The sequence below is a fragment of the Streptomyces sp. NPDC048197 genome, assembly GCF_043202395.1.
Taxonomy (GTDB): domain Bacteria; phylum Actinomycetota; class Actinomycetes; order Streptomycetales; family Streptomycetaceae; genus Streptomyces; species Streptomyces siderophoricus.
Genome location: NZ_JBIDAJ010000002.1, coordinates 342,059 through 365,449 on the forward strand (window position 1 = coordinate 342,059; position 23,391 = coordinate 365,449).

Genomic DNA, 23,391 nt, shown 5'->3' on the forward strand with positions numbered 1-23,391 from the left:
AGAACCGCACCACCGCACGACCGCACCACCGCTCGCGATGATCGACGATCAGGGAGACCCGCTCATGGCACCCGCCATCCCAGCCTCGATGGACCGACCGCACTTCATCGGTATCGGCGGAGCCGGCATGTCGGGCATCGCCAAGATCCTCGCCCAGCGCGGCGCCCGGGTGGCCGGCAGCGACGCCAAGGACTCCCCGACCGCCGAGGCCCTGCGCGCCCTCGGCGTCACCGTCCACCTCGGCCACGCCGCCGAGCACCTCGCCGCCGACGCCACCAGCGTCGTGGTCTCGTCCGCGATCCGCCCCGACAACCCCGAGCTGGCCGCCGCCCACGAGCGCGGCATCCCCGTCGTGCACCGCTCCGACGCCCTCGCCGCCCTCATGGACGGCCTGCGCCCGATCGCCGTGGCCGGCACGCACGGCAAGACCACGACCACCTCCATGCTCGCCGTCTCCCTCGGCGCCCTCGGCCTCAAGCCGTCCTACGCCATCGGCGGCGACCTCGACGCCCCCGGTTCCAACGCGGAACACGGCACCGGCGAGATCTTCGTCGCCGAGGCCGACGAAAGCGACCGCAGCTTCCACAAGTACGCCCCCGAGGTCGCCATCGTCCTCAACGTCGAGCTGGACCACCACGCCAACTACGCCTCGATGGACGAGATCTACGAGTCCTTCGAGACCTTCGTGGGCCGCATCCGCCCCGGCGGCACCCTGGTCATCGCCGCCGACCACCCCGGCGCGCGCGAGCTGACCGCCCGGGTCGCCGGCCGCGAGGACATCGAGATCGTCACCTACGGCGAGTCCAAGGACGCCGACGTCCGCATCCTCCAGGTCACCCCGCACGGCCTGACCAGCGACGTCACCGTCAGCCTCACCAGCGGCAAGATCCTCACCTTCACCGTCTCCGTCCCCGGCCGGCACTACGCCCACAACGCCGTCGCCGCCCTCGCCGCCGGCGTCGCCCTCGATCTGCCGCCGCACAACCTCTCCACCGCCCTCGGCAAGTACACCGGCGTCAAGCGCCGCCTCCAGCTCAAGGGCGAGGCGGCCGGCGTCCAGGTCATCGACTCCTACGCCCACCACCCGACGGAGATGACCGCCGACCTCGAAGCGATCCGCGGCGCCGTGCCCGAGGGCTCCCGCGTCCTGGTCGTCTTCCAGCCGCACCTCTTCTCCCGCACCCAGGAGCTCGGCACGGAAATGGGCCAGGCGCTCGCGCTCGCCGACGCCTCCGTCGTGCTGGACATCTATCCGGCCCGTGAGGACCCGATCCCGGGCGTCACCAGCACCCTGATCATCGACGCCGCGCGCGCCGCCGGCGCCGAGGTCACCGCCGAGAGCGACAAGTCCGCCGTCCCGGACGTCATCGCCGGAATGGCGCGACCCGGTGACCTTGTTCTCACCATGGGCGCGGGCGATGTGACCGACCTCGGCCCCGCCATCCTGACCCGCCTGGGCAGCTGACCCGGAGGAGGCCCCGAATGCCGTACGAGATCGACAAGCCCGATGAGCAGTGGCGCGCCGAGCTGACCCCTGCCGAGTACCAGGTACTCCGCCAGGCCGGCACCGAGCCCGCCTTCGTCGGTGAGTACACCGACACCAAGACCTCGGGCATCTACTCCTGCCGCGCCTGCGGCGCCGAACTCTTCCGCTCCGACACCAAGTTCGAGAGCCACTGCGGCTGGCCGTCCTTCTACGACCCCAAGGACTCCGACGCCGTCGAGCTCCTGGAAGACCGCTCGCACGGGATGGTGCGGACCGAGGTGCGGTGCGCGAAGTGCGGCTCCCACCTGGGGCACGTCTTCGAGGGGGAGGGGTACCCGACGCCTACCGATCAGCGGTACTGCATCAACTCGATCTCTTTGAGGCTGACTCCGGACGAGGACTGACCGGGCCCTGACCGCGGGCGGCCCGCCGTTCATGCGGCCGCTCGCGGACCGTGCTCGCGGTAGTCGTCAGGGAGCTGAGCCCTGTGAGTGTGGGCCGTGCGGGGCACGCATGCTCGGATGTTGCCTGCGGGCGCACGCATGCCCCGGGCGGTGAGGAGGGTGCGCCCTCGGTGTGGGTCAGTTCGTGCGCGAACGCCGCCTGCGGCGCACGGCGGTGACCGTGGCTGTGACCGCGAGTACGGCCGCGGCCGCGGCGGTCCACGGCAGCCATGCCGTCGCCCCTTCGGACCCGGACCCGGACTCCGCTCCCGCCCTGGCCGCCGCATGTGCGGTGGCCGGTGTGGCGGGCTCGACGGACGGGGCCGCGGAGGCGGTCCCGGACGCCGTGGGCCGCGCCGGCCGGGGGGTTGTCTTCCCCGCGGGCCGGGGGTCCACCACCGGCACGTCGATCTTCCCCTCTCCCCGGCCGAGTTCCGGGAAGCCGGATTCGACGGTCACCTTCCAGGTGCCCGGAGGCAGTACCTCCTGGGTCGTGACGGTTCCGGCGTGGCCCGGGACGGCGACCAGCCGCCACGGGCCACGCGTGCGCCCGTCCGCGGACACCGCGGTCAGCGTGCCCGAGATCCGCTCGTCGACCGGGTCATGGTCGTCCTCGTACGTCGCCTTGGCCCGTACGTGCCCGGTGTCCTGGCCGGTGACCGTGAACTGGATGCTGTCACCGTGCGCGTCGGCCTGACCGGCCTGGACCAGGACGAGCAGCGGCGACGCCAGGAACGCCAGGAGGGGCACGCACAGTGCGCGAGGACGCAGACGCATGGATCAGGGGCTCCTTGCCGAGGTGGCGGGTGTGGCCGGTGCGGCTGGTATGGCCGGCGTGGCCGGGGAGAGGGGAGGAAGGCGGTCAGGAGACGGGCTGGGCGGTCCAGTTCTGCTGGCCCCGGCTGTCCGGCCGCTGGAGTTCGAGCAGCGTGCCGCCGTAGTAGTCGCGGGCGCTGACACCGAGCACCAGGTCCGTGCCCTTGGGCGCCAGCGTCCACGTGCTGCCGGAGGCCGTCGTCTTCCACTGCTGCGACGCGGCGGACGAGCACGGCTGCTGCATCACGTACGCACCGGCCTGGAGCGAGCCGCCGACCTGGAGGCACTTGTGGGACAGCACCGACTCGATCCGCAGGTAGCCGCCGCCCGCGTCGCGGAAGACCCACTGCTGGTTGGCGTAGCCGTGACGCTGCCAGCCGATGAGGACCGTGCCGTCGGCGGAGGATCCGCCGTAGAGGTCGGCGGCCTTGCCGGTGAGGGGGTTCAGCAGTGCGTAGGGCTTGCCGGAGGTGATCGTCTTCGTCGGGTCGCCTGCGGCAGTGGTGTGGAACGACGTCTTCGGGCCCGGCTTGGAAGTACGGCCGTCGCGGTCCTTCACGGCGATGGCGACGGTGTAGTCGGTGTCCGGGCGCAGGTTGACGATCCGGGTCGCGGCGGTGGCGACGCTGCCGATGGACTGGTCGTTCAGGACGATGTCATAGCTCGCCGCGGAGTTGACGGCCTGCCAGCTGAGGCTCGCGGTGTCGGCGGTGATCGTGCCGACGACCGGCTTCGGTCCGGCGGTGGGGCCAGGGTCCGGGTCGGGGTTGGAGCCGCCCTTGATCAGGAACTGGTTGTTCGCCACGTTCCAGTGGGTGGCGAGGTAGCTGCCCGGCCGGGGGTCGGTGTTGAAGTAGTCGTCGTGGTTGCAGTCGAGGCGCTCGTCGTGGCCGCGCTCGGGGCAGACGGTGCGCATCTGCGGGTAGTAGGGGGTGTCCGAGTAGCACATGACGTCCCACTCGTCGGTGCAGTGTGCACCGCGGCTGGTGTTGGGAGCGCTGTTGTTGACGGCGCCCAGGTTGTGGCCCAGCTCGTGGGCGGCTGTGGAGGCGCTCCAGCAGCCGGAGTCGGTACGGCCGTAGGACGGGCCGAAGTTGCTCTGGTTGCTCGCGTCGGGACGTTCGTCACCGGCGAAGCTGCCGATGCCGCAGTACACCTGCGCGTCGGCGAAGATCATGTACTTCCGGTCGCGGCGGTTGTAGCCCCGCTCCGCCAGTGCGTTGTTGGTGGCACTGAACTCGCCGAGCGATGAGGCGGGCAGTTCTACGTCGAGGACCGTGGGGGTGCAGTCGGATCCGGTGACGTACCGGATGTGCCGGGTGCCGCCCGTCTCCTTGGCGCTCTCGGCGTAGATGAGGTCGGCGCCGGCCGCCCACTGCTTGAACGAGGCGACGTACTGCCCGTACCGGGACTGGCCGGGCGCGTGTACGTACAGCACCTGTACGCGGTTGCCGGTGGCGCCGTCGCCGTCGCACACGACCTGCTGGCCGCCCGCCGCAGCCGTGCGGTCTCCGTTGCCCGCGGCGGGTGCCTGGGCCGCGGCGGTCTGCTGGCCGGCGTCCTTCTGGGCGTCGAGTACCGGCGGGGCGTCCTTCAGCAGTTCCTTCGACGACGGCGCGTGGGTGTCACCGCTGTTCAGGTCCGGCTTGGGTGCGCTTGCCTTGACAGCCGGCGGGGTGGTGCGGTGGATGTCGACGCCCTTCGGCGGCTCGTCCGGTCCGTGCGTGCACAGTCCGGAGCGCACCACCTTGTAGACGCCCACGCAGGAGTCGCCCTTCGGGGCCGGCTTGAGGCCCTTGTAGACCATGCCGTGCTTCGAGTCGTTCTTGGGCAGCTTCCCCAGCGGTGCGAGCGGCTTCTTGTGCTCGGGGCTGGCGGCCGGCTTCGTCGCCGTCTGCGACGCCGAGCCGGGCGCGGCCGCGGTCTCGCGGTCGCCAGAGGCACCGCCATTGGTCACGCCGTAGACGACGCCCGTGGCGACGATGCCGGTCGCGGCGAGGACCGCGGCGGCGACTATGCCGGTCCGACGACCGCCACCGGCGCTGCGCGCGGCGTGACGGCGTCTGCTTCTCTTCCCCAACTCTCTCTCCTGCCGTGTGGTGTGTGGTGGTGATGAACAGGCGTTGGGCACGTTGCGGCGCGTGAGCGGTGCGCAGGGTGGTGCCGTGGAACGCCCGTGTTGTGGGGGGTGCGGTGGGGGTTCAGGGGGCCCGGGGGGCGCGGCGGTTCGCTTCAGCGGCGCCGCACCGGCGGAGTCACGTCAGCGGAAACGCGTCAGCCGCGTCGTGACGTGCTGTGTCCGGGCACGGGCCGCGCCGGCCCGCAGGCGACGCCGGCTCCGGCCGTCCGTACAGGTGGGGGTGGGCGCGTGGGGGCGGTGCACCGTGCTGTTCTTCCGGGCGCTCGTCGCTCTCACCGGGCCCGGCCGGCGGAGGGCGGTGTTGTCGACCGGGGCGCTCCGGGAAGAGACCGCCGCGGTGATCCGCTCGGCGGGCCGGTGCCGTCCGGGTCGGTGGGGTCGTGGAGGCGGGGGGGTGCTCAGGTCCTCCGGGTGGCGCTGTACCGCCGGCCGGCGCGTCGGGGCGGTGCGCGGCGGTGGCCGGCCGGTCCAGGTTCGCTCGGGGGCGAGCCGGCCGGCGGCCTGTCGGACGAAACGTTTCTTCTCGGGATTGGCCGGATGTGCGGACGAGTTGACCGGCAGGGGACGCGGCGTGACCGGACGGGAAGGCCACGGCCGGCCGCGGGGCGAAGGGTCTTCGCCGTCGGCCCCGGTCGGCCGGGTGGGCGGCGCCCGTGGGGGAGACAGGCAGCGCTGTGGTGCTCGTAGTCCGTCCGGCCCGGCGGCCGTGGGGTATCCGGTGACGACCGTGGCGGTGGCGGGAGCCGGTGCCACGGCGGTGCCCGGCACGCACGGGAGCATGGGCGCTACGGGGCCCGGCGGCGCCCGCGAACGAGCCCGCCTCGGCTGAGGGCAGCGAGGTCATCCCTCCGGCTGCCCGCGCCGTCGCCTCCCCGGCGTCCGCCTTCGCGCACACCGCCTCCAGCAGCGCGGCCGTCCCTGTCATGGGCGCCAGCGTGAGGTTGACGAGGAGTTTCTCGGCGGGGGCCAACTCCGCCCGGTGGCCCGAACAGCCCGCGCACGCGCGGACGTGCCGGGAGAACCGTTTTCGCCACAGTGGGGAGGGCGCCCCGTCCCACCGTTCCGCCATCGACTCCAGTTCCGCACAGGCCCGGGGGCCCGCCTTGCGGGTCGAGTCCAGTGCCCGCACCACCACCCGGGCCGTCTCCAGCTGGCCCTTCATCCGCTGCACCCGGACGCCGACGTGCTGGGGCGAGAGCTCCAGGGCGGCCGCGACCTCGGCGCGGGTCAGTTCACCCGCCGCCTCCAGCCACCACAGCGACATCAGGGCCGTGTCATCGCTGTCCAACCAGCGGGAGGCCTGGGCGAGTTCGCGGCGCTGGCCCTCCAGGCCCAGGCGCGTGATGGTGGCATCGACGAAGTCGGCGCCGGGGTCGGCGATGTCGAGGGAGTCGTCCAGCCCGTCGTACCCGGGGAGGGGCGCGGTCCGCGACTGGTTCTCGCGCCAGTGCTGGCGTATCTGGTTCATAGCGATGGCCACCAGCCACGACCGGAAGTCCGCCGGGTCGCGCAGGCTGTCCAGGCCGTTGATGACGCGGAGCATGGTCTCCTGCACCACGTCGTCGACGTCGGCGTGACCGTTCAGGGCCCGGCCGACGATGTTGTACACCAACGGCAGGCACTCGCCGACGAGTTCGTCCTGAGCCCGGTGGTCGCCGTTCTGTGCGGCCGTGACCACCGCCACCCCGTTTTCCGCGTCCACGCCCCCCCACTCTCTGCGTTTGCTCTCTCGGCGCCGGTGCGCGCGACTGTGTTCCGCCGTACATGTAAGGAGACGCGGGTGACTGGCGGTGCGTAACAGAAATTGGCGAGCAGACTTTCACAACCCTTCACAACAGGTCCCATTTACCTGCGTTTGCCCGGTTGCCCAAGTCATCCCTCTACCGTTATGCGTTCCACCTGACTACGCATGGTCACGAGGGGAAACCGTTCGGCGAGTTCCGCAACGGCTTCACGGAGGCAAACCGACCCCTCATGAGGGGCGCACGCACCCTCCGGCCGTGAAGTGTGGTGTCCCACCACAGCCGACGTCGACCGTCTGTGGCAGGCGTTTCTGCGACGCTTCGACATCGAGCACACCTTCGGCCTGTTCAAGCAGACCCTGGGCCGGCCCTGCCCGAAGATCCGCACCCCTGAAGCCGCCGACCGCTGGACCTGGTTATCGTCGTCGCCTTCACCCAGCTCCGGGCTCGCCCGCCCGCTGGCAGCAGACCTTCGGCGACCGTGGGGAAAGCCGGCCCCGTGGATCGCAACCATCAGCCCGCCCCGCCCACATTGAGGCACCACCGGGATCGGAAACCTGCGCACGTCCGGCAGCAGCACATGACCGTCGAGCCTGGTCGTCACTGATTCGCTGCTGGCGTCGAAGCGTTGGGACGTGGACGTCCACCAGGAGAGCCCGCCGCGGGGTGAGGAAACGGAGGGCCGTTGGCCGGCGGCGGCGAGACGTTCCCGACTGAGGACGTCCAGAGGCAAGAGACAGTCGAGGTGGCGCCGTACGGTATCCGCCAGGTTGGCGTGGACGATGGCGTGTGTGGCTGCTTGGAGTACTGCGGCACGGGCAGTGAGTGCGCCTGCTCAACGCGTGCGGGACCAGGGCGTGGGCGCGGAGGATGAGGCGCCCGAGAAGCGTGCATCCGCGAACCATGCCGGCTGGCCGTCCTTCTACGACCCCAAGGACTCCGACGCCGTCGAGCTCCTGGAAGACCGCTCGCACGGGATGGTGCGAACCTCGGCACCCCTTGCTTCCCGCGCATCCCCACAGGTGCGGGAGGTGAAAGCCCGCACCCGGGAGTGCAGGAGGGCATTACCTGCGAGGACGACGCTGATTCTCCTGCGTCGACAGAAGACCGAGCACGGCCCGTTCCCCGTGGTGGTTACGTCACTTCTCAGCCACCCACCTGTCCTTGGACCTTCCGAGACATGGCATTCATGACCTGTTGGTGGTAGGTGGGCGGCTTCAAGCACGTCTGCGAGGAGCTGTTCCCTGCCGACAAGCGTGGCCGGGTCATCTCCAAGGGCGGCGCCATTGAGTGGATTCACTGGCAGTCCGACACCGCGCAGCTCCTGCACGGGCTCATCGCCGGTCGTCACCACGGCCCGCTCTTCCTCACCGACCGCAAGGCCCCTGCCCGGACGCCGGCTGTGGACACTTGCCCGGTGACCGGGCGGGCCAGGCTGTCATCTTCCGCGGGCACCAGCCACCCAACACCTCGGCGAGCAACCCCTTTCGGTCGTTGCGGCGTAAACCTTTCGGTGAGTGCCGTCATGTGCGGTGAGGGGAGCGGTCTTTAGCGTGCTTCTTGCGGTCGGGCGTCGCGCTCTGCGGTGGAGCGTGGGAAACGTCAGATGCCCGTTCAGTGGCGTGCGTACGGACCGTTGTAGACCAAGGCGCCATCAGGAGAAGTGTTGGAGAGCGTTTCTTTGACCATCCTGGCTGCCGATCCCATCAGCGGTGCCGGGGCCGCCGCCCTGTTGCGGCCGTACCCGACCGTCAGCCTGCTTGCCGGGGAGCGCAGTGCCGAGGCGGACGTGTTGCTGGTGCTCGCGGGTGAGGTCACCGCGGAGACCCTGGACTCCATCGAGCAGGCGGTCCGGGACGCGGCCAACTCGCGGATGCGGGTGGTGCTGGTCGGGGACATGGTGCGCAAGCAGCACCTTCTGCGGGCCGTCAACTGCGGTCTGATCAGCCTGATCCCGCGCCGTGAGGCCAGCACCGAGCGGCTGCTGCGGGCCGTCATCGGGGCCAGGGACGGGCGGGCCGAACTGCCCACGCAGGGGGCCGCCTGGTTGCTCGACTGGGCCAGGACGGTCCAGTCGGACGTGCTGACGCCGATCGGGCTGACGACCACCGGCCTGGTGACCCGGGAGGTGGAGGTCATCAAGCTGCTCGCCGACGGCCTGGAGACCGCCGCCATCGCGCAGCGGCTGAACTACTCGGAGCGGACCATCAAGAACATCATCCACGGGGCCATGAGCAGGTTGCAGCTGCGCAACCGGGCCCACGCCGTCGCGTACGCCTTCCGAACCGGCGTGATATGAGCAGGGGCCATCCGATGAGTACCGTGATCGTCAAGCGTTCGCCGCGCGCCGATGGGCCCCCGATGCCCTCCGGGCGGGTGGAGCTGGCCGAACCGCCGGTGCTCGGCGAGCCCGCAACCGCCGACTTCGGCTCGGTGCTGCTCTATCTGCCGATGGGACTCGGGACCACGGCGATGGTGCTGATGTTCTCCACGGGCGGCAGCTCCCCCACGAGCTACTTGATGTCGGGGGTGATGGGCATCGCCATGGTCAGCATGACCTTCGGTCAGCTCGGCAGGGCGGGCGGTGAGCGCAAGCGCCGGATCCGGGCCGAGCGGCGGGACTACCTGCGGTACCTCGGACAGCTGCGGGCGCAGGCCCGAGCGGCGGCCGAAGAACAGCGGGCGGCGGTGTGCTGGGACAACCCGCGGCCGCAGCAGCTCGCCGTGATCGCCGCCGGGCCCCGGCTGTGGGAACGGCGGCCGGGCCACGAGGACTTCGCCCGGGTGCGTACCGGAGTGGGCATGCGGCGGGCCGCGTTGGAGTTCGTCCCGCCGCACACCAGGCCGGTGGAGGATCTGGAGCCGCTCTCGGCCGTGTCGCTGCGGCGGTTCGCCCGCGCCGGCAGGGCCGTACCCGGGATTCCGGTGACCGTGGCGCTGCGCCGGTTCACCAGCGTGGAGCTGGTGGGGGACCGGGCGGGTGCGCTCGGCCTGGCGCGGGCGGTCGTCGGGCAGCTCGCCACCTTCCACTCGCCGGACGAGCTGCGGATCGCGCTGCTCACCGACGACGCCGGGCGGGCCGAGTGGGACTGGGTGAAGTGGTTGCCCCACAACGCCCATCCGGAGCGGGAGGACGCCACCGGCCCGTTGCGGCTGACGGCCGGGGACCACGACGGGCTGATGGAGCTGCTGGGGGCCGAGTTCGCCGACCGGCCCGGACACGAGCAGTCGGCCGTTCCCGGGACGACGGAACCGTTCGTGGTGATCGTCGCCGATGGGGTGGACCTTCCCGAGCGCTGCCGGCTGCTCGACGGCGGGGTGCGCTGCGCGGTGGTGCTCGACGTCACCGGCGCGCTGCGCGGCGGCCCCAAGGTGCTGCGGCTCACCGTGGAGAACGGCAAGATCACCTTCCCCACCGGCGAGACCACCGCCGACGCGGAGGCGGACCTGCTCACCGCGGCGGGCGCGGAGCGGGTGGCCCGGACCCTCGCCCCCTGCCGCACCAGCGGCACCGTCGATCTGCTCGACAAGCCGCTGGAGACCGACTTCGACCTCACCGCCCTGCTCGGTATCCGTGACGCGCGCGGTTTCGACGTCGCCTCGCTGTGGCGGCCGCGCACCGAGCAGCAGGCCCGTCTCGTCGTTCCCATCGGGGTCACCGAGGACGGCGAGGTCGTCGAGGTGGACCTCAAGGAGTCGGCACAGGGCGGGATGGGCCCGCACGGGCTGCTCATCGGGGCCACCGGGTCGGGCAAGAGCGAGTTGCTGCGGACCCTGGTCGTCGGCCTGGCCGCCACCCACTCCTCGGACGTGCTCAACCTGGTGCTGGTCGACTTCAAGGGCGGAGCGACGTTCCTGAACATGGACCGGCTGCCGCACACCTCGGCGGTGATCACCAACCTGTCGGACGAACTGCCCCTGGTGGACCGGATGCAGGACTCGCTGACCGGCGAGGTGATCCGGCGCCAGGAACTGCTGCGGGAGAGTGGCTACTCCTCACTGTTCGACTACGAGAAGGCACGCCTCGCCGGTGCCCGGCTCGCGCCGCTTCCGTCGCTGGTGATCGTGGTCGACGAATTCTCCGAACTGCTCGCGTCCAAGCCGGACTTCGCCGAGCTGTTCGTGATGATCGGGCGGGTGGGCCGCAGCCTCGGCATCCACCTGCTGCTCGCCTCCCAGCGACTGGACGAGGGCCGGATCAACCGGGTGGAAGGCCATCTGTCGTACCGGATCGCGCTGCGCACCTTCTCCTCCATGGAGTCCCGGAGCGTGATCGGGTCGTCCAGCGCCTACGAACTGCCCTCGGAGCCCGGACACGGCTATCTGAAGATCGACACCACCAATCTGGTCCGGTTCAAGGCCGCCTATGTCTCCGGGCCGTGCCCGGAGCCGCCGGCGGCAGCGACGCCGAGCGCGCGGGCGGCCCGGGTCGCCAGCGAGGTCGTGCCGTTCCGGCTGGAGCCGGCGCCCGCGTCCGCTCCGGAACCCGAACCGACCCACCAGGAAGGTCCGTTGTCCACCGCGCTCGGAGCCGACGGGGAGCAGGAGAGTGGGCCCACCGGGCGCGGCGAGGGCGGCGAGAGCCTGCTGGAAGTGATGGTCGACCGGCTCGTCGACGCCGGCCCGCCGGCCCGGCAGGTGTGGCTGCCCCCGCTCGACGAGTCACCGAGCCTGGACCATCTGCTGCCCGGGATCGTGCCCGACCCGGTCCGTGGCATGGCCGCGGGGGAGTCCGCGCGGCACGGCGCCCTGCGCGTTCCCCTCGGCGTGGTGGACCGGCCGTACGAGCAGCTGCGCGAGCTGCTGGAGGCCGAGCTGTTCGGGGCGGACGGCCATGTGGCCGTGGCGGGGGCCCCGCAGATGGGGAAGTCCACGCTGCTGCGTTCGCTGATGCTCTCACTCGCGCTCACCCACACACCCGCCGAGGTGCAGTTCTACTGTCTCGACTTCGGCGGCGGGCTGGCGTCCGTCAGCGGGCTGCCGCACGTCGGTTCGGTCGCCGGCCGACTGGACCGCGACCGGGTGCTGCGCACCGTGGAGGAGATCTCGCAGTTGCTGGAGGTACGCGAGCGGCAGTTCGCCGACCTCAGCCTGGAGAACATGGCCGGCTACCGGAGGGTGCGCGCCCGGGGAGAGATCGACTCCCCGTACGGCGATGTCTTCCTCGTGATCGACGGCTGGGCCACGCTACGGCAGGACTTCGAGGACCTGGAGACGAGGATCGCCGAACTCGCCGCCCGCGGGCTGGCCTTCGGCGTGCATGTGGTGATCTCCGCGGTGCGCTGGTCGGAGATCCGCCCCCGGCTGCGGGACCTGATCGGCACCCGGCTGGAACTGCGGCTCGGCGACCCGATGGAGTCGGAGGTGGGCACCCGGGCCGCCGGCGATGTGCCGCAGCAGCCCGGCCGCGGTCTGACCAGCGCCGGATACCACTTCAGGGCCGCGCTGCCCCGGCTGGACGGCAGTGCGGAGACGGCCGAGCTGGCCACCGCCACCAGGGCGGCCGTCGCGGAGGTCGCGGCCTTCTGGTCCGGCGCCGCCGTGCCGGGCGTCCGGCTGCTCCCCACCCACCTCGCGGTGGAACGGCTCCCCGCGCCGGAGGACGGCCCGAAGGTCTGCGTGGGCTGGGACGAGCAACGGCTGCAGCCGGTGTGGCACGACTTCTCCCACACCCCGCACCTGATGGTCTTCGGGGACGGCGAGACCGGCAAGTCCAACGCGCTGCGCCTGACGGCCCGGGCCATCACCTCGCACTTCGGTCCGGAACGGGCCCGCATCCTGCTTGCCGACCCCGGCCGGGAGCTGCTGAAGGAGGTACCGGAGGCGTACCGCGTGGGGTACGTGGTGGACACCGAAGCGCTGGCCGACCTGGCCAACAGCGCCGCGGTCTCGATGCAGAAGCGGCTGCCCGGTCCGGAGATCACCCCGGAGCGCCTGCACCGACGCGACTGGTGGGAGGGGCCGGAGCTCTTCGTCCTCGTCGACGACTACGACCTGCTCGCCACCGGTGGCACGGTGGGCGGCCCGCTGGCCCCGCTCGTGCCCTACCTGGCTCAGGGCGTCCACATCGGCCTGCACCTGGTGGTCTCCCGCAGCACGTCCGGAGCGATGCGGGCCATGATGGACCCGCTGCTGCGCCGGATGTGGGAGCTGGGAAGCCCCGCGCTGCTGCTGTCCTACCCCAACGAGGAGGGCAAGTTCCTCGGCGAGGCCAAGCCCCGCACCCTGCCCCCGGGACGGGCCCAGTTGGTGACCCGACGCGGCGTCAAGCTCGTCCAGACCGGCCTGGTCCGTCCGCGGTGACCGGTGCCACGGTCCCGTCCGCGGTGACCCGCGCCGCACCACTGGCCGTCCCACCCCTCTCGCCCCTCCCTCCCCTCCCCTTCCGTTCGCGCATCCGAGGAGCTCCATGACCACCGCGAGCAGCACCACCGTCGCGGGCCGTTCCGACGTCTGCCGGCTGACCGTCGTGGGGCCCGAGCGCCGGGCGGACCTCGCCGTTCCGGCCACGGTGACCGTCGGCGACCTGCTCGGGGCGGTGCGCGGCCACGTGTGCGGCAACCCCGGGCGCAACGACGGCGACTGGGTGCTCCAACGGCTGGGCGAACCGCCCCTCGACCCGGACGGCACCCCGGCCACGCTCGACCTGCGGGACGGCGAGGTGCTGCATCTGCGTCCGGTGGACGACACCCTGGCAGTGCTGCACTTCGACGATGTGGCGGAAGGCGTGGCCGAGGTGGTCGGCACCGCGGCCGTCCGCTGGCGGCCCGAGTTGACGCGTCGGCTCCTGCTCGGCCTGGCCTGCCTGGTGCTCGGCGTGCTGGCGGCCGGGGTCTGGCGGGTCGGACCGGGGCGGGGGATGGCGGTGGCGGCCGCGGTGGTCGCGGTGGCCCTCGGCGCCGCCTGCTTCGTGGCCACGCGGCTGCGCCCCGACCGGGCCATCGGCATGATCACCGGTCTCGGCTGCTGCCTGTTCGGCGCAGTGGCCGGGGCGACCGCCGCGCGCGGCGCCGCCGGCGTGCTCGCCCCGGGCCGGGGCGATATCGCCCTCGCCGGAGCTTGTGTCGCCGTGGCCGCCGCCGGGGCGCTCGCGCTGCGCCGGGCGCCGGCCGAGGTGTTCGGCAGCGTGCTCGCCACGTCGGTGGCGGCCCTCACAGGGGTCGGGATCTCCACCGTACTGGGCCTGGACGCCACCCGCTCGATGAGCGTGCTCGCGGTCGGCGCGTTCGTGACCGCCACGCTGGGGATGCGCATCGCCGTCCGGGTCGCCCGGCTGCGAGTGCCTCAACTGCCCCGTACCGCAGCGGAGTTGCAGGAGGGCATCGAACCGGAGCCGGCGACCCGGGTGGCCCGGCGGACCAGGATCGCGGATGTCTGCCTGACGTCCCTGGCGGTGTCGGGCGCGGCGGTCTCCGCCGTGGCGCTGTGGCTGCTGAGCCGGGAGCCGGCGTGGATCGGCCCGGTGCTCGCCACCGTACTGAGCGGCGCCGTATTGCTGCGGACCCGGGTCCTGGTGGGCCCGTGGCAACGCATCCCGATGGCGGTCAGCGGTGCGCTCGGCCCGATGCTGGTGCTGCTCTCCCTGGTGGCGTCCGCGCCGCCCGTGGTCGGCGCGGCTCTGCTGCTGGTCCTGTTGGCGGCCGCCGGACTGCTGCTGGTCGCCGCGCGCCGGATGCCCGGCTCACGGCTGCTGCCCGTATGGGGCCACGCGGGAGACCTGCTGGAGACCTGGACGGCGGTGGCGCTGATCCCGTTGCTGTTGCAGCTGGTGCACGTTTACGCCGCTGTCCGTGCGCTGGTCGGGTGAGGAGCGGACGTGCGGAGTCGACGCGACCACGTACAGGCGTACCGGTTCTCCATCGGCCGGCTGATATCGGCGGTGGTCACCGGCGACCCGGGAAACGGGGAGTCGCCCACCCGCCGGGCCGACCTCGGAGCCATGATCGGACTGGCGGTCACGGCACTGCTGGTCGGTGGTGCCGCGGTGTACGGGCTGATCAGCCCGGGTGCCGACAACAGCTGGCGCAAGCCCGGTTCCCTGATCGTCGAGAAGGAGACCGGTACCCGCTACCTCCTCCTGGACGGAGTGCTGCGCCCCACCCGCAACTACGCCTCCGCGCTGCTGGCGGCCGGCGCGAACCCGACCGTGCGCACCGTCTCGCGCGACGTACTACGGGACGTACGGCGCGGCGCCCCGTTCGGCATCCCCGACGCGCCCGACTCCGTACCGGCGCCCGCCGAACTGCTCCACGGAGCGTGGAACGTCTGCCTGGACGGGCGTGACAAGGAGGCGGTGCAGATCGACTTCGCACCCGGACCCGACACCGGGCTCGGCGGTGACCGGCGGATCCTGCTCGCCGACCCGGACGGCGCGAAGTACGTGCTGTGGAAGGACACCAAGTACCCGGTCCGCGACTTCTCCGCCCTGGTGGCGCTGGGGCTGGGCGATCACGAGCCGATGGAGGCGCCGACGGCCTGGCTCTCCGACCTGCCCACAGGGACGGCACTGGCTCCGGCGGACATCCCGGGGGCGGGCAAGTCCGGGCCACGGGTGGGCGGTCGGCCCGCCAAGGTCGGCCAGCTGTTCCGGACCGGTCAGGCGGGAGCGAGCCAGTACTTGGTGCTGCGCTCCGACGGCCTGGCCCCCCTCACCCGTACGGAAGCGGCGCTCCTGCAGGCCCGGCCGGGGCACGCGGCCCCGGTCGAGGTGGCGACGGCCGATGTGGCCGCGGCCCGCGGCTCCCACGACCGCACCCTGCTCAGTCGCCTCCCCGACCTGCTGTCGGTCGCCGAATGGCGGGGTGACCCCGACCGGTTGTGCGTACGGCAGAAGGCCGCGGGCACCAAGGTCAAGGCCACCGTGGTCGTCCGTGACCGTGCCGTCTCCTCCGGCGCCGGGGTACGGGTGCCGCCGGGGCGCGGGATGTACGCGGCCGAGCTCGTCCCCAGGAAGGGCGAGCAGGCGCCGCGCCGCTACCTGATCACCGATCAGCGGCGGAAGTACCGGCTCACCGACGACGCGACCGCGTACGCCCTGGGCTACGGGAGGGTGGCGCCGTTGCCGGTGCCGAGGAAGGCGTTGGACGCGGTACCGAGCGGCCCGGCCCTGGCGGCCGCGGGCCGCGGCAGGGGAGGGCGGTGACATGCGGATCCCCGTAGGGAGCCTCCGTCCCACGGCGCCGGCCGTGGAGTGCCTGACCGTCGGCCACGCCCTGCTGGTGCGGCCGAAGGGGACCGATGAGCGGGGCGGCCGCCGGTCCCGGAGCTGGGCGGAGGGGCTGGCACTCGACCCCGACCACCGGTTGGTGGTGGTGGATGTGCCCGCGGCGCTGCCCCTCACGGCCTGGCGGCCGGTGGCGAGCAGGCTCAGCCGCGACGAAGGTGCCGGCCGCGGCCTGCGTCTGGTGCCCGTTCCCGGCAGTACCGGGGAGTTGATGCCCGCCGGACAGTGGCTGGCCGACCGGCTCCGCACCGAAGTGCTCGTCCCGACCGGGGAATTGGTGCGGGTCGACGACGGCTCGCTCTTCGTCCGCGGTGACGCGGAATCCGGCTGGATCCGGCTGCGGCCGGACGCGGCACCGCACTGGGACTCGCGCCGCGCGCCGAAACCGCTGTGGGAGGACTGGATGGTCAACCAGTCCTGGACCCCGGGTCCGTTGGGGGTCTGCGAGCCGCTGCCGGGCGGGGCGTGGCTGCGCCCGGCGTCGGACGCCCTCTGGCACCGAGCGCACCGTTTGCGGTTGACGAGCGTGGTGCCGTGCGACCGCAGGCGGCTGTGCGTGGTGCTGGGCCACCCCGGCGATGCCGCCCTGCCGTTGACCGACGTCGCGCGTTTTTGGCGCGCGGTACCCGAGGAACACCGCGGTGAGGTGCGCTTCGTGGGCTACGGCCCGGTGGCGGCCCCCGGGGAGGAGACGCTGGGGCAGGCCCTGTCCGACCTCCTGGGCCGGCCGGTGACCGTCTACTGCGGGTTGCCGGTCGCCGGTCCGGCGGTCACCGGGGAGCCGGACGTGCACGCGGTGTGCCCCGACGGCTCGCCCGGCTGGCGGCCGTTCGCCAGGGAGCTCGGCTACCTGCCACGCCAGCAGTGTGGCGGTCAGGTCCTGCCGCCCCGTCCGTTCAGCCATCGGCTTCCGGTCCACGGTCTGCCCGAACTCTCGCCCGGGGTCTACGGTTACGCGCCGGACGCCGTGCTGGAGGTGACCCAGAGCGGGCTGTGGATGCGGCCGCCGACCGAGCCCGCGGACGCGCACGCCGTCCGGGCCCTTCCCCTCGACCCGACCGCCGCCAAGATCCTCTACGACACCAGCTCCCGGCAGAGCGCCGAGCGTATGCAGCTGCTCGCCCTGGGGGCGCTGTGGCGGCTCGATCCGGCCACCCGCCAGTCCTCCCAGGTACTGCCGGCTGCCATGGCCGTGTCGGGGGTGGCTGCGCCCGGGGGGCAGGAGGTGACCGTTGGGCAGGTGGTGTCCGGTGGACAGGAGGTGCCCGCCGGGCCGGCAGCGGGTGGGCTCGCGCCTGCCGGGTCCGTACCTGCCCCGGAAACCGTTACCGCGCGACCGGGCGCGGCGGCGGCCACCACGGAGCCGGATCCGGAGCCGGCGCCAGACCCGGCCCCGGTGACGCCCGGGCCCGCCCCGGTGACGCCGGATCCCGCGCCGGCCACGGCTCCCGCGGCGGCGGCCGAGCCACCGGAGCCGCTTCCCGCACCCCCGCCGGCCGTCCGCCTCGAGGCGGATCTGCTGCCGCCCCCGCCCGAGGCCGAAGCCGCTTCTGCCGCACCCGTCTCCGCTGCCCCCGCGTCCGTACCTGCCTTCGCCGGTGACACCCCTCCGCCGCCCGGCGGTGCGGAGCCGGTGCCCGACCTGCCGGAAGCACCGACGTCCGGCGAACCGGCCCCCGAGGGGGTGCGGAAGCAGTCGGAGCCGAAGCAGCCGGCGCCGACCGCATCCGACGACGGAACAGCGCCGGTCGGCGCGCAGGCGGGACCGGGCCAGGTGACAGTCCCCGAACCGTCGGACGACGAACCGTCGGACGACGACCCGCGGGTCCAGCCGACGCCGCGGCCCGAAGCATGTGCGGTCCCGCCGCCCGGTGGCATCGACCGGGAGCGCGACTGGCTGCGCGGCGCCCTACGGCAGCAGTACGACGCCGCCGCCAGCTCCCTGGCCCGGCTGCTCTCGCAGTCACCGGGCCTGCGTGGCGACGCCAGGAAGCCCTCCGAGGACACCCTCACCGACCTGGTCGCGGTGCGGCTCTACCTCTCTGCCGAGGGCAGCAAGATCGACGCCGCGGTGCGCGGTGCGACGGTCGGCCCGCATGTGCCGCTGTCCCGCTGTGTGTACGAGGGACTCCGCCGGCTGCCGTCCCATCGTGGTGCCGGCGTGCTGCGCACCACCGTCAGCGACGCGCAGTGGCAGTGGTACCGACAACAGCGGCTGGTGACGGAGTGGGGCTTCTGCCCGGCCCTGACCAGGGACCCCGGCGAACTGCCCGGCACCGTCGACTTCCTCATCTGGTCGCTCACCGCCCGCCGCACCGTCCTGCTGGAACCCGCCGTCGCCGACCGCGTGGTCTTCCTGCCCGGGACCAGCTTCAAGGTGCTGGACGTGCGTCAGGCAGACCGGCGCGAGGTGTTCCTGCGGGAGTTGTCGCCCTCGGAGATCGGGCCGGACGGCACGGTGGACCTCGCGTCCGGTCCGCTGGACGAGGCAGCGGTTGCCGGCCTGGAACGCGCCGCCGAGAACTGGCGGGGCGCGCACCCTCCGGAACCGCTGCCGGAGCACGGGCGGGACGGCTTCGGCAGCCCACCCGGGCTGATCGGCTCGCCGAGCATCGCCCCGCAGCGAACCACCCGGGGAACCACTTACGGAGCCACCCAGGGAACCGCCCAGGAAAACAGCCAGGTAAAGGGGTCACCGTCGTGACGCGGCAGGTTCTGCTGGTCTCCGCACAGCGCCCGGGCGCGCACCGCTCGATCGCCGAGGCGTTGAGCCAGGCCGGCGAGGGCGCCCTGGTCTCCGTGGAAGCCGGGCGGTACGAGGAACGGATCCTGCTCACCGGCGCGGTCACCCTGGCCGCCCAGGACGGGCCGGGCAGTGTGGAGATCCACGCGAGCACCGGCAGCGCACTGGTGGTGGACTCCGATGAGGTGCGGCTTTCCGGGCTGGTGCTCTCCGGGGCGGACGAGCAGTACCCGGCGGTGGACCTGCGCCGGGGCCAGGCCGCCTTCGACGGCTGCTCGATCTCCGGCCGGGCCTGGACGGCCGTACTGGCGCGGGACCAGGGCACGCTGGTGGCGCGGGACAGCACGGTCGACAACCCGCGGGGCGCCGGCATCGTGGTGACCTCGCCGGGTGCCAACACTGTGGAGAACTGCCGGGTGGCCGAGGCCGGTTCGTCCGCGGTGGTCGTGGCGGCGCAGGGGCGGCTGACCGTCCGCGGGTGCACGCTGACCGGAAGCGGTGGCAACGCGGTCTGCGTCAACGGGCAGGGGCAGGCGACCGTCGAGGACACCACCGTTGCCGACAGCAGAAAACCCGCCCTGGTGGTCGAGGAGGAAGGCAGTGCCGAGGTGCGGCGGGTCGTCGTGACCGGCAGTGCAGGACCGGACGCCTATCTGACCAGCAGCGCCCCGGTCACCCTCACCGACTGCACCTTCTCCGGCGCGGAGGGCGAGTCGGTGCACATCGCGGCCGGCTCCGCCCCGCTGCTGCGTGGCTGCACCATCACCGGCGCGGGGCGATGCGGGGTGCGGATCACCGGTGCCGCCGAGCCACGGCTGGAAGAGTGCGAGATCCGGGACTCTCCGCTGGGTCTGGTGGTGGATGCGAACAGCGCTCCTACCGGGAGCCGGCTCGCGGTCCACGACGCGCGGCAGGTCGGGGTGCTCGTCACCGAGGGGTCCGCCGCGGAGTTCGGCGGGCTCACGGTGGTCGGGGACGCGGGCGGAGTGCGTGTGCTGGGTGCCGCTCGGCTTCAACTTCGCGTCGCCCGGGTCGAGTTGGCGTCCGGTGATGCCGTTGAGGTGGGGGAGGGCGGCACCGGCCGGTTCGGCGAGTTGACGGTGCGCACGGCGCGGGGCGCGGGGCTCAAGGCCACCGGCGCGGCCGACGTCCTCGCCGAGTCCGCCCTGCTGCACGGCGGCGGGGTGGTGATCGACACGGACGCGGTGGTCCGCCTGGACGACACCGTGGTCGCCGCCTCGGACACGGACGGGATCCGGGTGCTGAACGGGGGCTCGCTGGTCGCCGAGCGCTGCCGGGTGCACGGCGCCCGCGGGCACGGTGTGCGCCTGGACGCCACCGGGCGGGGCGAGCTGCGCTCCTGCACGGTGGAGGGCAACGAGGGCGAGGGCATCCGCAGCGACTCCGTCGAGCCGGTGCGGATGCAGGACTGCGAGGTCCGGGACAACGGCGGCCCGCGGCCGAAGCCGATGCGCGAGGGCCGGTCGGAACCGGTGAACCGCGCCGGGGCACCGCCGGAGGAGGGCGACGGCCCTGGGCGGCCGGATCGTGGCACACGACCGGAGACCGCCGGGCAGGCGGGCAACGGACCGCTGGCCGAACTGGAGGCGCTGGTCGGGCTGGAGAGCGTGAAGCAGGAGGTGACCGGCCTGATCAACCTCAACCGGATGGCCCAGCGGCGCGAGGAGATGGGGCTGCCGATGCCGCCGATGAGCCGCCATCTGGTGTTCGCCGGACCGCCCGGCACCGGCAAGACCACCGTCGCCCGGCTCTACGGAGCGGTGCTCGCCGAACTCGGCATCCTCGGTGAGGGGCATCTCGTGGAGGTGTCGCGGGCCGACCTGGTGGCTCAGATCATCGGCGGCACCGCGATCAAGACCACCGAGGTCTGCACCAGGGCGCTCGGCGGGGTGCTCTTCATCGACGAGGCGTACACCCTGACCAACCAGGGGAAGGGCAGTGGCCCGGACTTCGGTCAGGAGGCGGTGGAGACGCTGATGAAGCTGATGGAGGACCACCGCGACGAACTGGTGGTCATCGTGGCGGGCTACTCCGAGCAGATGGAGCAGTTCCTCTCCTCCAACCCGGGGATGGCCTCGCGCTTCTCGCGCACCGTGGAGTTCCCCAACTACAGCCCCGCCGAGCTGGTCACCATCACCCGCAACATGTGCGGGCGGCACTACTACGAGCTCGACGACAGCGCGCACGAGGCGCTGGTGGGATACTTCGAGCAGATTCCCAAGGGCGCGACGTTCGGCAACGGCCGGGTGGCGCGTGGGGTGTTCGAGTCCATGGTGAGCAACCAGGCGTCACGGCTGGCGATGGTGCCCGGCCCCGGGGATGCCGAGCTGAGCCGGCTGTCCGCCGCGGACGTGCCCGAGCTGCCCGGCGGTGACGACCCGGACCGCCGCACGCCCGGCCCGGAGGGCGCGCGGGGACGCGGCAGCGGCCGGCTCGCCGCGCTCGTCGGTCTCGCCGAGGTACGGCAGGCGCTGGCCGCCAGGCTGTCCGGCCTGGGGCAGCTGCGGGTCGAGCAGCAGCCGGTGGCGCTGACGGCCAACCTGGTCTTCGAAGGCCGCCCGGGCAGCGGACGGCGGTCGGTGGCCCGGCTCTACGCCCGCGCGCTGGCGGAGCAGGGAGTGCTCGCCGCCGGCGTACTCCACCGGGTGCCGCTCTCCGCGTTCCCGGCCCGCTGGCACGGCCAGGCCGAGACCTTCACCGCCGGCGCCTTCGACGAGGCCGCGGGCGGGGTCCTGCTGTTGGAGGCGGACCGGCCGTTCGCGGACCGACCGGACCAGGAGCGTTCCGCCGTCCTCGACGCCGTGCAGCGCGCGGCGCGGGCCGGCCATGACGTGGCGGTGGTGCTCTCCGGTGAGGCGCCGCAGCTCGCCGGGGTACTGAGGGAGAGCCCCAACCTGGCCGGTTGCTTCGCCGAGTACCTGAGATTCGCCCCGCCCGGGCCCGAGGAGCTCGCGGAGCTGGTCCTGCGCCGGCTCGCCCGCCACGGCAGGGCGGTTGACGACGGGCTGCGGCAGGCGCTCGGCGGCCACTTCGCCGACACCGCGCATCCGGAAGGCGCCTACGGTGCCCACCGGTTCGCCGACCGGCTGGCCGCCACGGCCGGCACCCGGACGATCCGGGTGGCCGATCTGCCGGACGGCACCGGAGCCGTGGCGGCGGCACCGGCGGTCGCGAGCACGGCGGCGCGCGGCTAGGCCGGCGCTTTCCTCCAACTCCCCTCGTCGGCACGGAAGTTGGGCACGTCACGAGGGCCCTCACCGACAGTTGTCGGGTGGTCGGGTACATCGGGGCACCGTGGGATGACAGCGAGGGCAAGCGCCGGGCCGCACAGGCCAAGGGCCGTTCGTCGTGGCCCAGCATCGAAAGGCACATCCACCCGGCACGTCTTTGCAGGCGGAGCCGGCACACAGGTAAGGAGCAACAAGGTGACCACACCCACCTCAGTGACAGTCGAAGGCATGAATGCAGCGCTGGGCGCCTTCCGGGAGGCGGACAGCACGGCGCGGGCACAGCTGTCCGCCATGCAGGAGCAGGTGTCGGTGCTCACGAGCAACTGGACGGGTGACGCGGCCGCACGGTTCGGCGGTGCGATGCACACCTGGCTGGAGGACTTCCAGACCGTGGTCACCGCCCTGGACCGGATGGTGAGCACCCTGGAGCAGAACACCGGCGTCTACCGCTCGACCCACGACAGCACCGAACAGGCCGCCAGCAGCCTGGCGTCCCGGATGCACGCCCCGCTCTCCCTCTAGTCGGCCCGGCCACCCCTTCAGGAGCACACATGCCTACGTACACCGTCAACTTCGCCCAGGTCGACCACGTCACCGAGGAGATGACCACCATCTCCCGCAACATCAGCAACATGCTGTCGTCGCTGGACGCCAGCGCCCGGCAGCACCTCGCCGAGTGGACCAGTGCGGCCCAGACCGCCTACGCCGAGAACAAGGCCAAGTGGGACACCGCCGCGGCCGACATGGTCCAGCAGGCCACCAACGCCGGAACCGCGCTGCAAGAGATCCGCACCAGCTACTCGCAGGCCGAGGGCACCAACTCCAGCATGTGGAGCAGGTGACGTGGGAGGGCAGATCTTCACCGGAAACAGCCAGGCCGGGTACACCCCGCCGTCCAGCGACTCCGACAGCTCGCGTCCCGCCATTCAGGACTGGGATCCCGGGCAGGTCACCCTGCCGCCGGGCCGCACGGTGGAGGCGCAGGTGCCGACACCCCCCGCGGTTCCGGGAACCAGTCGGGGAATGGGTTCGACCTCGGTGGACACCCCCTCCCTCGACGTGGTCGCCCGGAACATCGAGAGCCTGAAGGAACCGGTGAAGGACGCGATGGACCGGCTGCGTCAGGTCCGGCTTGCGCCCGGCTCGTTCTACGACGCCGACCAGCTCAAGACCAAGACCGTAGGGGCCAACGCGGACGGCGGTCTGAAGGAGCAGATGGTCAAGGCGCTTTCGGACCTCTACAACGGCCTGACCGACGTGAGCGACGCCATGCGGACCCTGAGCAGGAACTACTCGACGGCTGAGGAGGCCAACGGCATCAAGGCCGCCGACCTGCGAAAGTCCATCGAGCGGGCGCAGGCGGACTTCGGCGCCATGCTCAAGGACACCGGCGGCGCGCCTGCCGCGCCGGGCGAGGGTGGCGGTTCAGCGCCCTCCACCGGCGGCTCGGCGCCGTCCGCCGGCGGCTCGACGCCGTCCCCTGCCGGTTCGGCGCCCTCCACCAGCGCTGCCTGAGCCGGCGCACGGCTCGTCGGCCGAGCCAGGCC

General features: G+C 72.5%; 14 protein-coding genes and 2 pseudogenes. 13 read left to right on the forward strand and 3 right to left on the reverse strand.

Going from position 1 to position 23,391, the window contains the following annotated elements; all coding sequences use genetic code 11:
* Positions 1 to 64: 64 nt before the first annotated feature.
* Entirely contained in the window at positions 65 to 1,465 is a 1,401-nt protein-coding gene (murC, locus tag ACGF4C_RS04605; RefSeq protein ID WP_393563210.1) for a UDP-N-acetylmuramate--L-alanine ligase, read from the forward strand.
* A gap of 17 nt (positions 1,466 to 1,482) precedes the next feature.
* A complete protein-coding gene (gene msrB / locus ACGF4C_RS04610; RefSeq protein WP_393563212.1) occupies positions 1,483 to 1,890 on the forward strand; it encodes a peptide-methionine (R)-S-oxide reductase MsrB in 408 nt (135 codons plus the stop codon).
* Positions 1,891 to 2,067: 177 nt separating this feature from the next.
* Here msrB and ACGF4C_RS04615 read toward each other — a convergent pair whose 3' ends face one another.
* From ACGF4C_RS04615 to ACGF4C_RS04625, 3 genes are all read right to left on the reverse strand, one after another.
* Positions 2,068 to 2,706, reverse strand: a complete 639-nt coding sequence (locus ACGF4C_RS04615) for a hypothetical protein (protein WP_393563214.1) — start codon at positions 2,704 to 2,706, stop codon at positions 2,068 to 2,070.
* Positions 2,707 to 2,791: 85 nt separating this feature from the next.
* Complete coding sequence (locus ACGF4C_RS04620) at positions 2,792 to 4,825, reverse strand: RICIN domain-containing protein (protein WP_393563216.1); 2,034 nt, start codon at positions 4,823 to 4,825, stop codon at positions 2,792 to 2,794.
* A gap of 175 nt (positions 4,826 to 5,000) precedes the next feature.
* Positions 5,001 to 6,587 carry a sigma-70 family RNA polymerase sigma factor gene (locus tag ACGF4C_RS04625; RefSeq protein ID WP_393563218.1) on the reverse strand — a complete coding sequence of 529 codons (1,587 nt, stop codon included), beginning with the start codon at positions 6,585 to 6,587 and terminating at the stop codon, positions 5,001 to 5,003.
* 282 nt (positions 6,588 to 6,869) lie between these two features.
* Here ACGF4C_RS04625 and ACGF4C_RS04630 point away from each other — a divergent pair.
* The 11 genes and pseudogenes from ACGF4C_RS04630 to ACGF4C_RS04680 all read left to right on the forward strand — a co-directional run.
* Positions 6,870 to 7,127, forward strand: a pseudogene (locus ACGF4C_RS04630) (transposase); the annotation flags it as partial.
* Positions 7,128 to 7,523: 396 nt separating this feature from the next.
* A pseudogene (locus ACGF4C_RS04635) lies at positions 7,524 to 7,643 on the forward strand (peptide-methionine (R)-S-oxide reductase); the annotation flags it as partial.
* Positions 7,644 to 8,308: 665 nt separating this feature from the next.
* Positions 8,309 to 8,926, forward strand: a complete 618-nt coding sequence (locus tag ACGF4C_RS04640; protein ID WP_393563220.1) for a response regulator transcription factor — start codon at positions 8,309 to 8,311, stop codon at positions 8,924 to 8,926.
* Positions 8,927 to 8,940: 14 nt separating this feature from the next.
* Positions 8,941 to 12,930, forward strand: a complete 3,990-nt coding sequence (gene eccCa, locus ACGF4C_RS04645) for a type VII secretion protein EccCa (RefSeq protein ID WP_393563222.1) — start codon at positions 8,941 to 8,943, stop codon at positions 12,928 to 12,930.
* Positions 12,931 to 13,036: 106 nt separating this feature from the next.
* The gene (eccD, locus tag ACGF4C_RS04650) at positions 13,037 to 14,434 is read left to right on the forward strand and encodes a type VII secretion integral membrane protein EccD (protein WP_393563224.1); all 1,398 of its coding nucleotides are present in this window, start codon (positions 13,037 to 13,039) and stop codon (positions 14,432 to 14,434) included.
* A gap of 9 nt (positions 14,435 to 14,443) precedes the next feature.
* Positions 14,444 to 15,769: a type VII secretion protein EccB gene (eccB, locus tag ACGF4C_RS04655; RefSeq protein ID WP_393563226.1), complete on the forward strand. Its 1,326-nt coding sequence runs from the start codon at positions 14,444 to 14,446 to the stop codon at positions 15,767 to 15,769.
* Between the two features lies 1 nt (position 15,770).
* Positions 15,771 to 18,554, forward strand: coding sequence for a hypothetical protein (locus ACGF4C_RS04660; RefSeq protein ID WP_393563228.1), 2,784 nt, complete (start codon positions 15,771 to 15,773; stop codon positions 18,552 to 18,554).
* On the forward strand, positions 18,551 to 21,808 hold the full coding sequence (locus ACGF4C_RS04665; protein ID WP_393563230.1) for a right-handed parallel beta-helix repeat-containing protein: 3,258 nt from the start codon (positions 18,551 to 18,553) through the stop codon (positions 21,806 to 21,808). Before ACGF4C_RS04660 ends, ACGF4C_RS04665 begins: the two co-directional genes overlap by 4 nt.
* Positions 21,809 to 21,913: 105 nt before the next feature.
* Positions 21,914 to 22,366: a WXG100 family type VII secretion target gene (locus ACGF4C_RS04670; RefSeq protein WP_393563232.1), complete on the forward strand. Its 453-nt coding sequence runs from the start codon at positions 21,914 to 21,916 to the stop codon at positions 22,364 to 22,366.
* Positions 22,367 to 22,395: 29 nt separating this feature from the next.
* Positions 22,396 to 22,686: a WXG100 family type VII secretion target gene (locus ACGF4C_RS04675; protein WP_393563234.1), complete on the forward strand. Its 291-nt coding sequence runs from the start codon at positions 22,396 to 22,398 to the stop codon at positions 22,684 to 22,686.
* A gap of 1 nt (position 22,687) precedes the next feature.
* Positions 22,688 to 23,359 (forward strand): hypothetical protein, encoded by a 672-nt coding sequence (locus ACGF4C_RS04680; RefSeq protein WP_393563236.1) that lies wholly within the window; start codon positions 22,688 to 22,690, stop codon positions 23,357 to 23,359.
* The last annotated feature ends 32 nt before the right edge of the window (positions 23,360 to 23,391 follow it).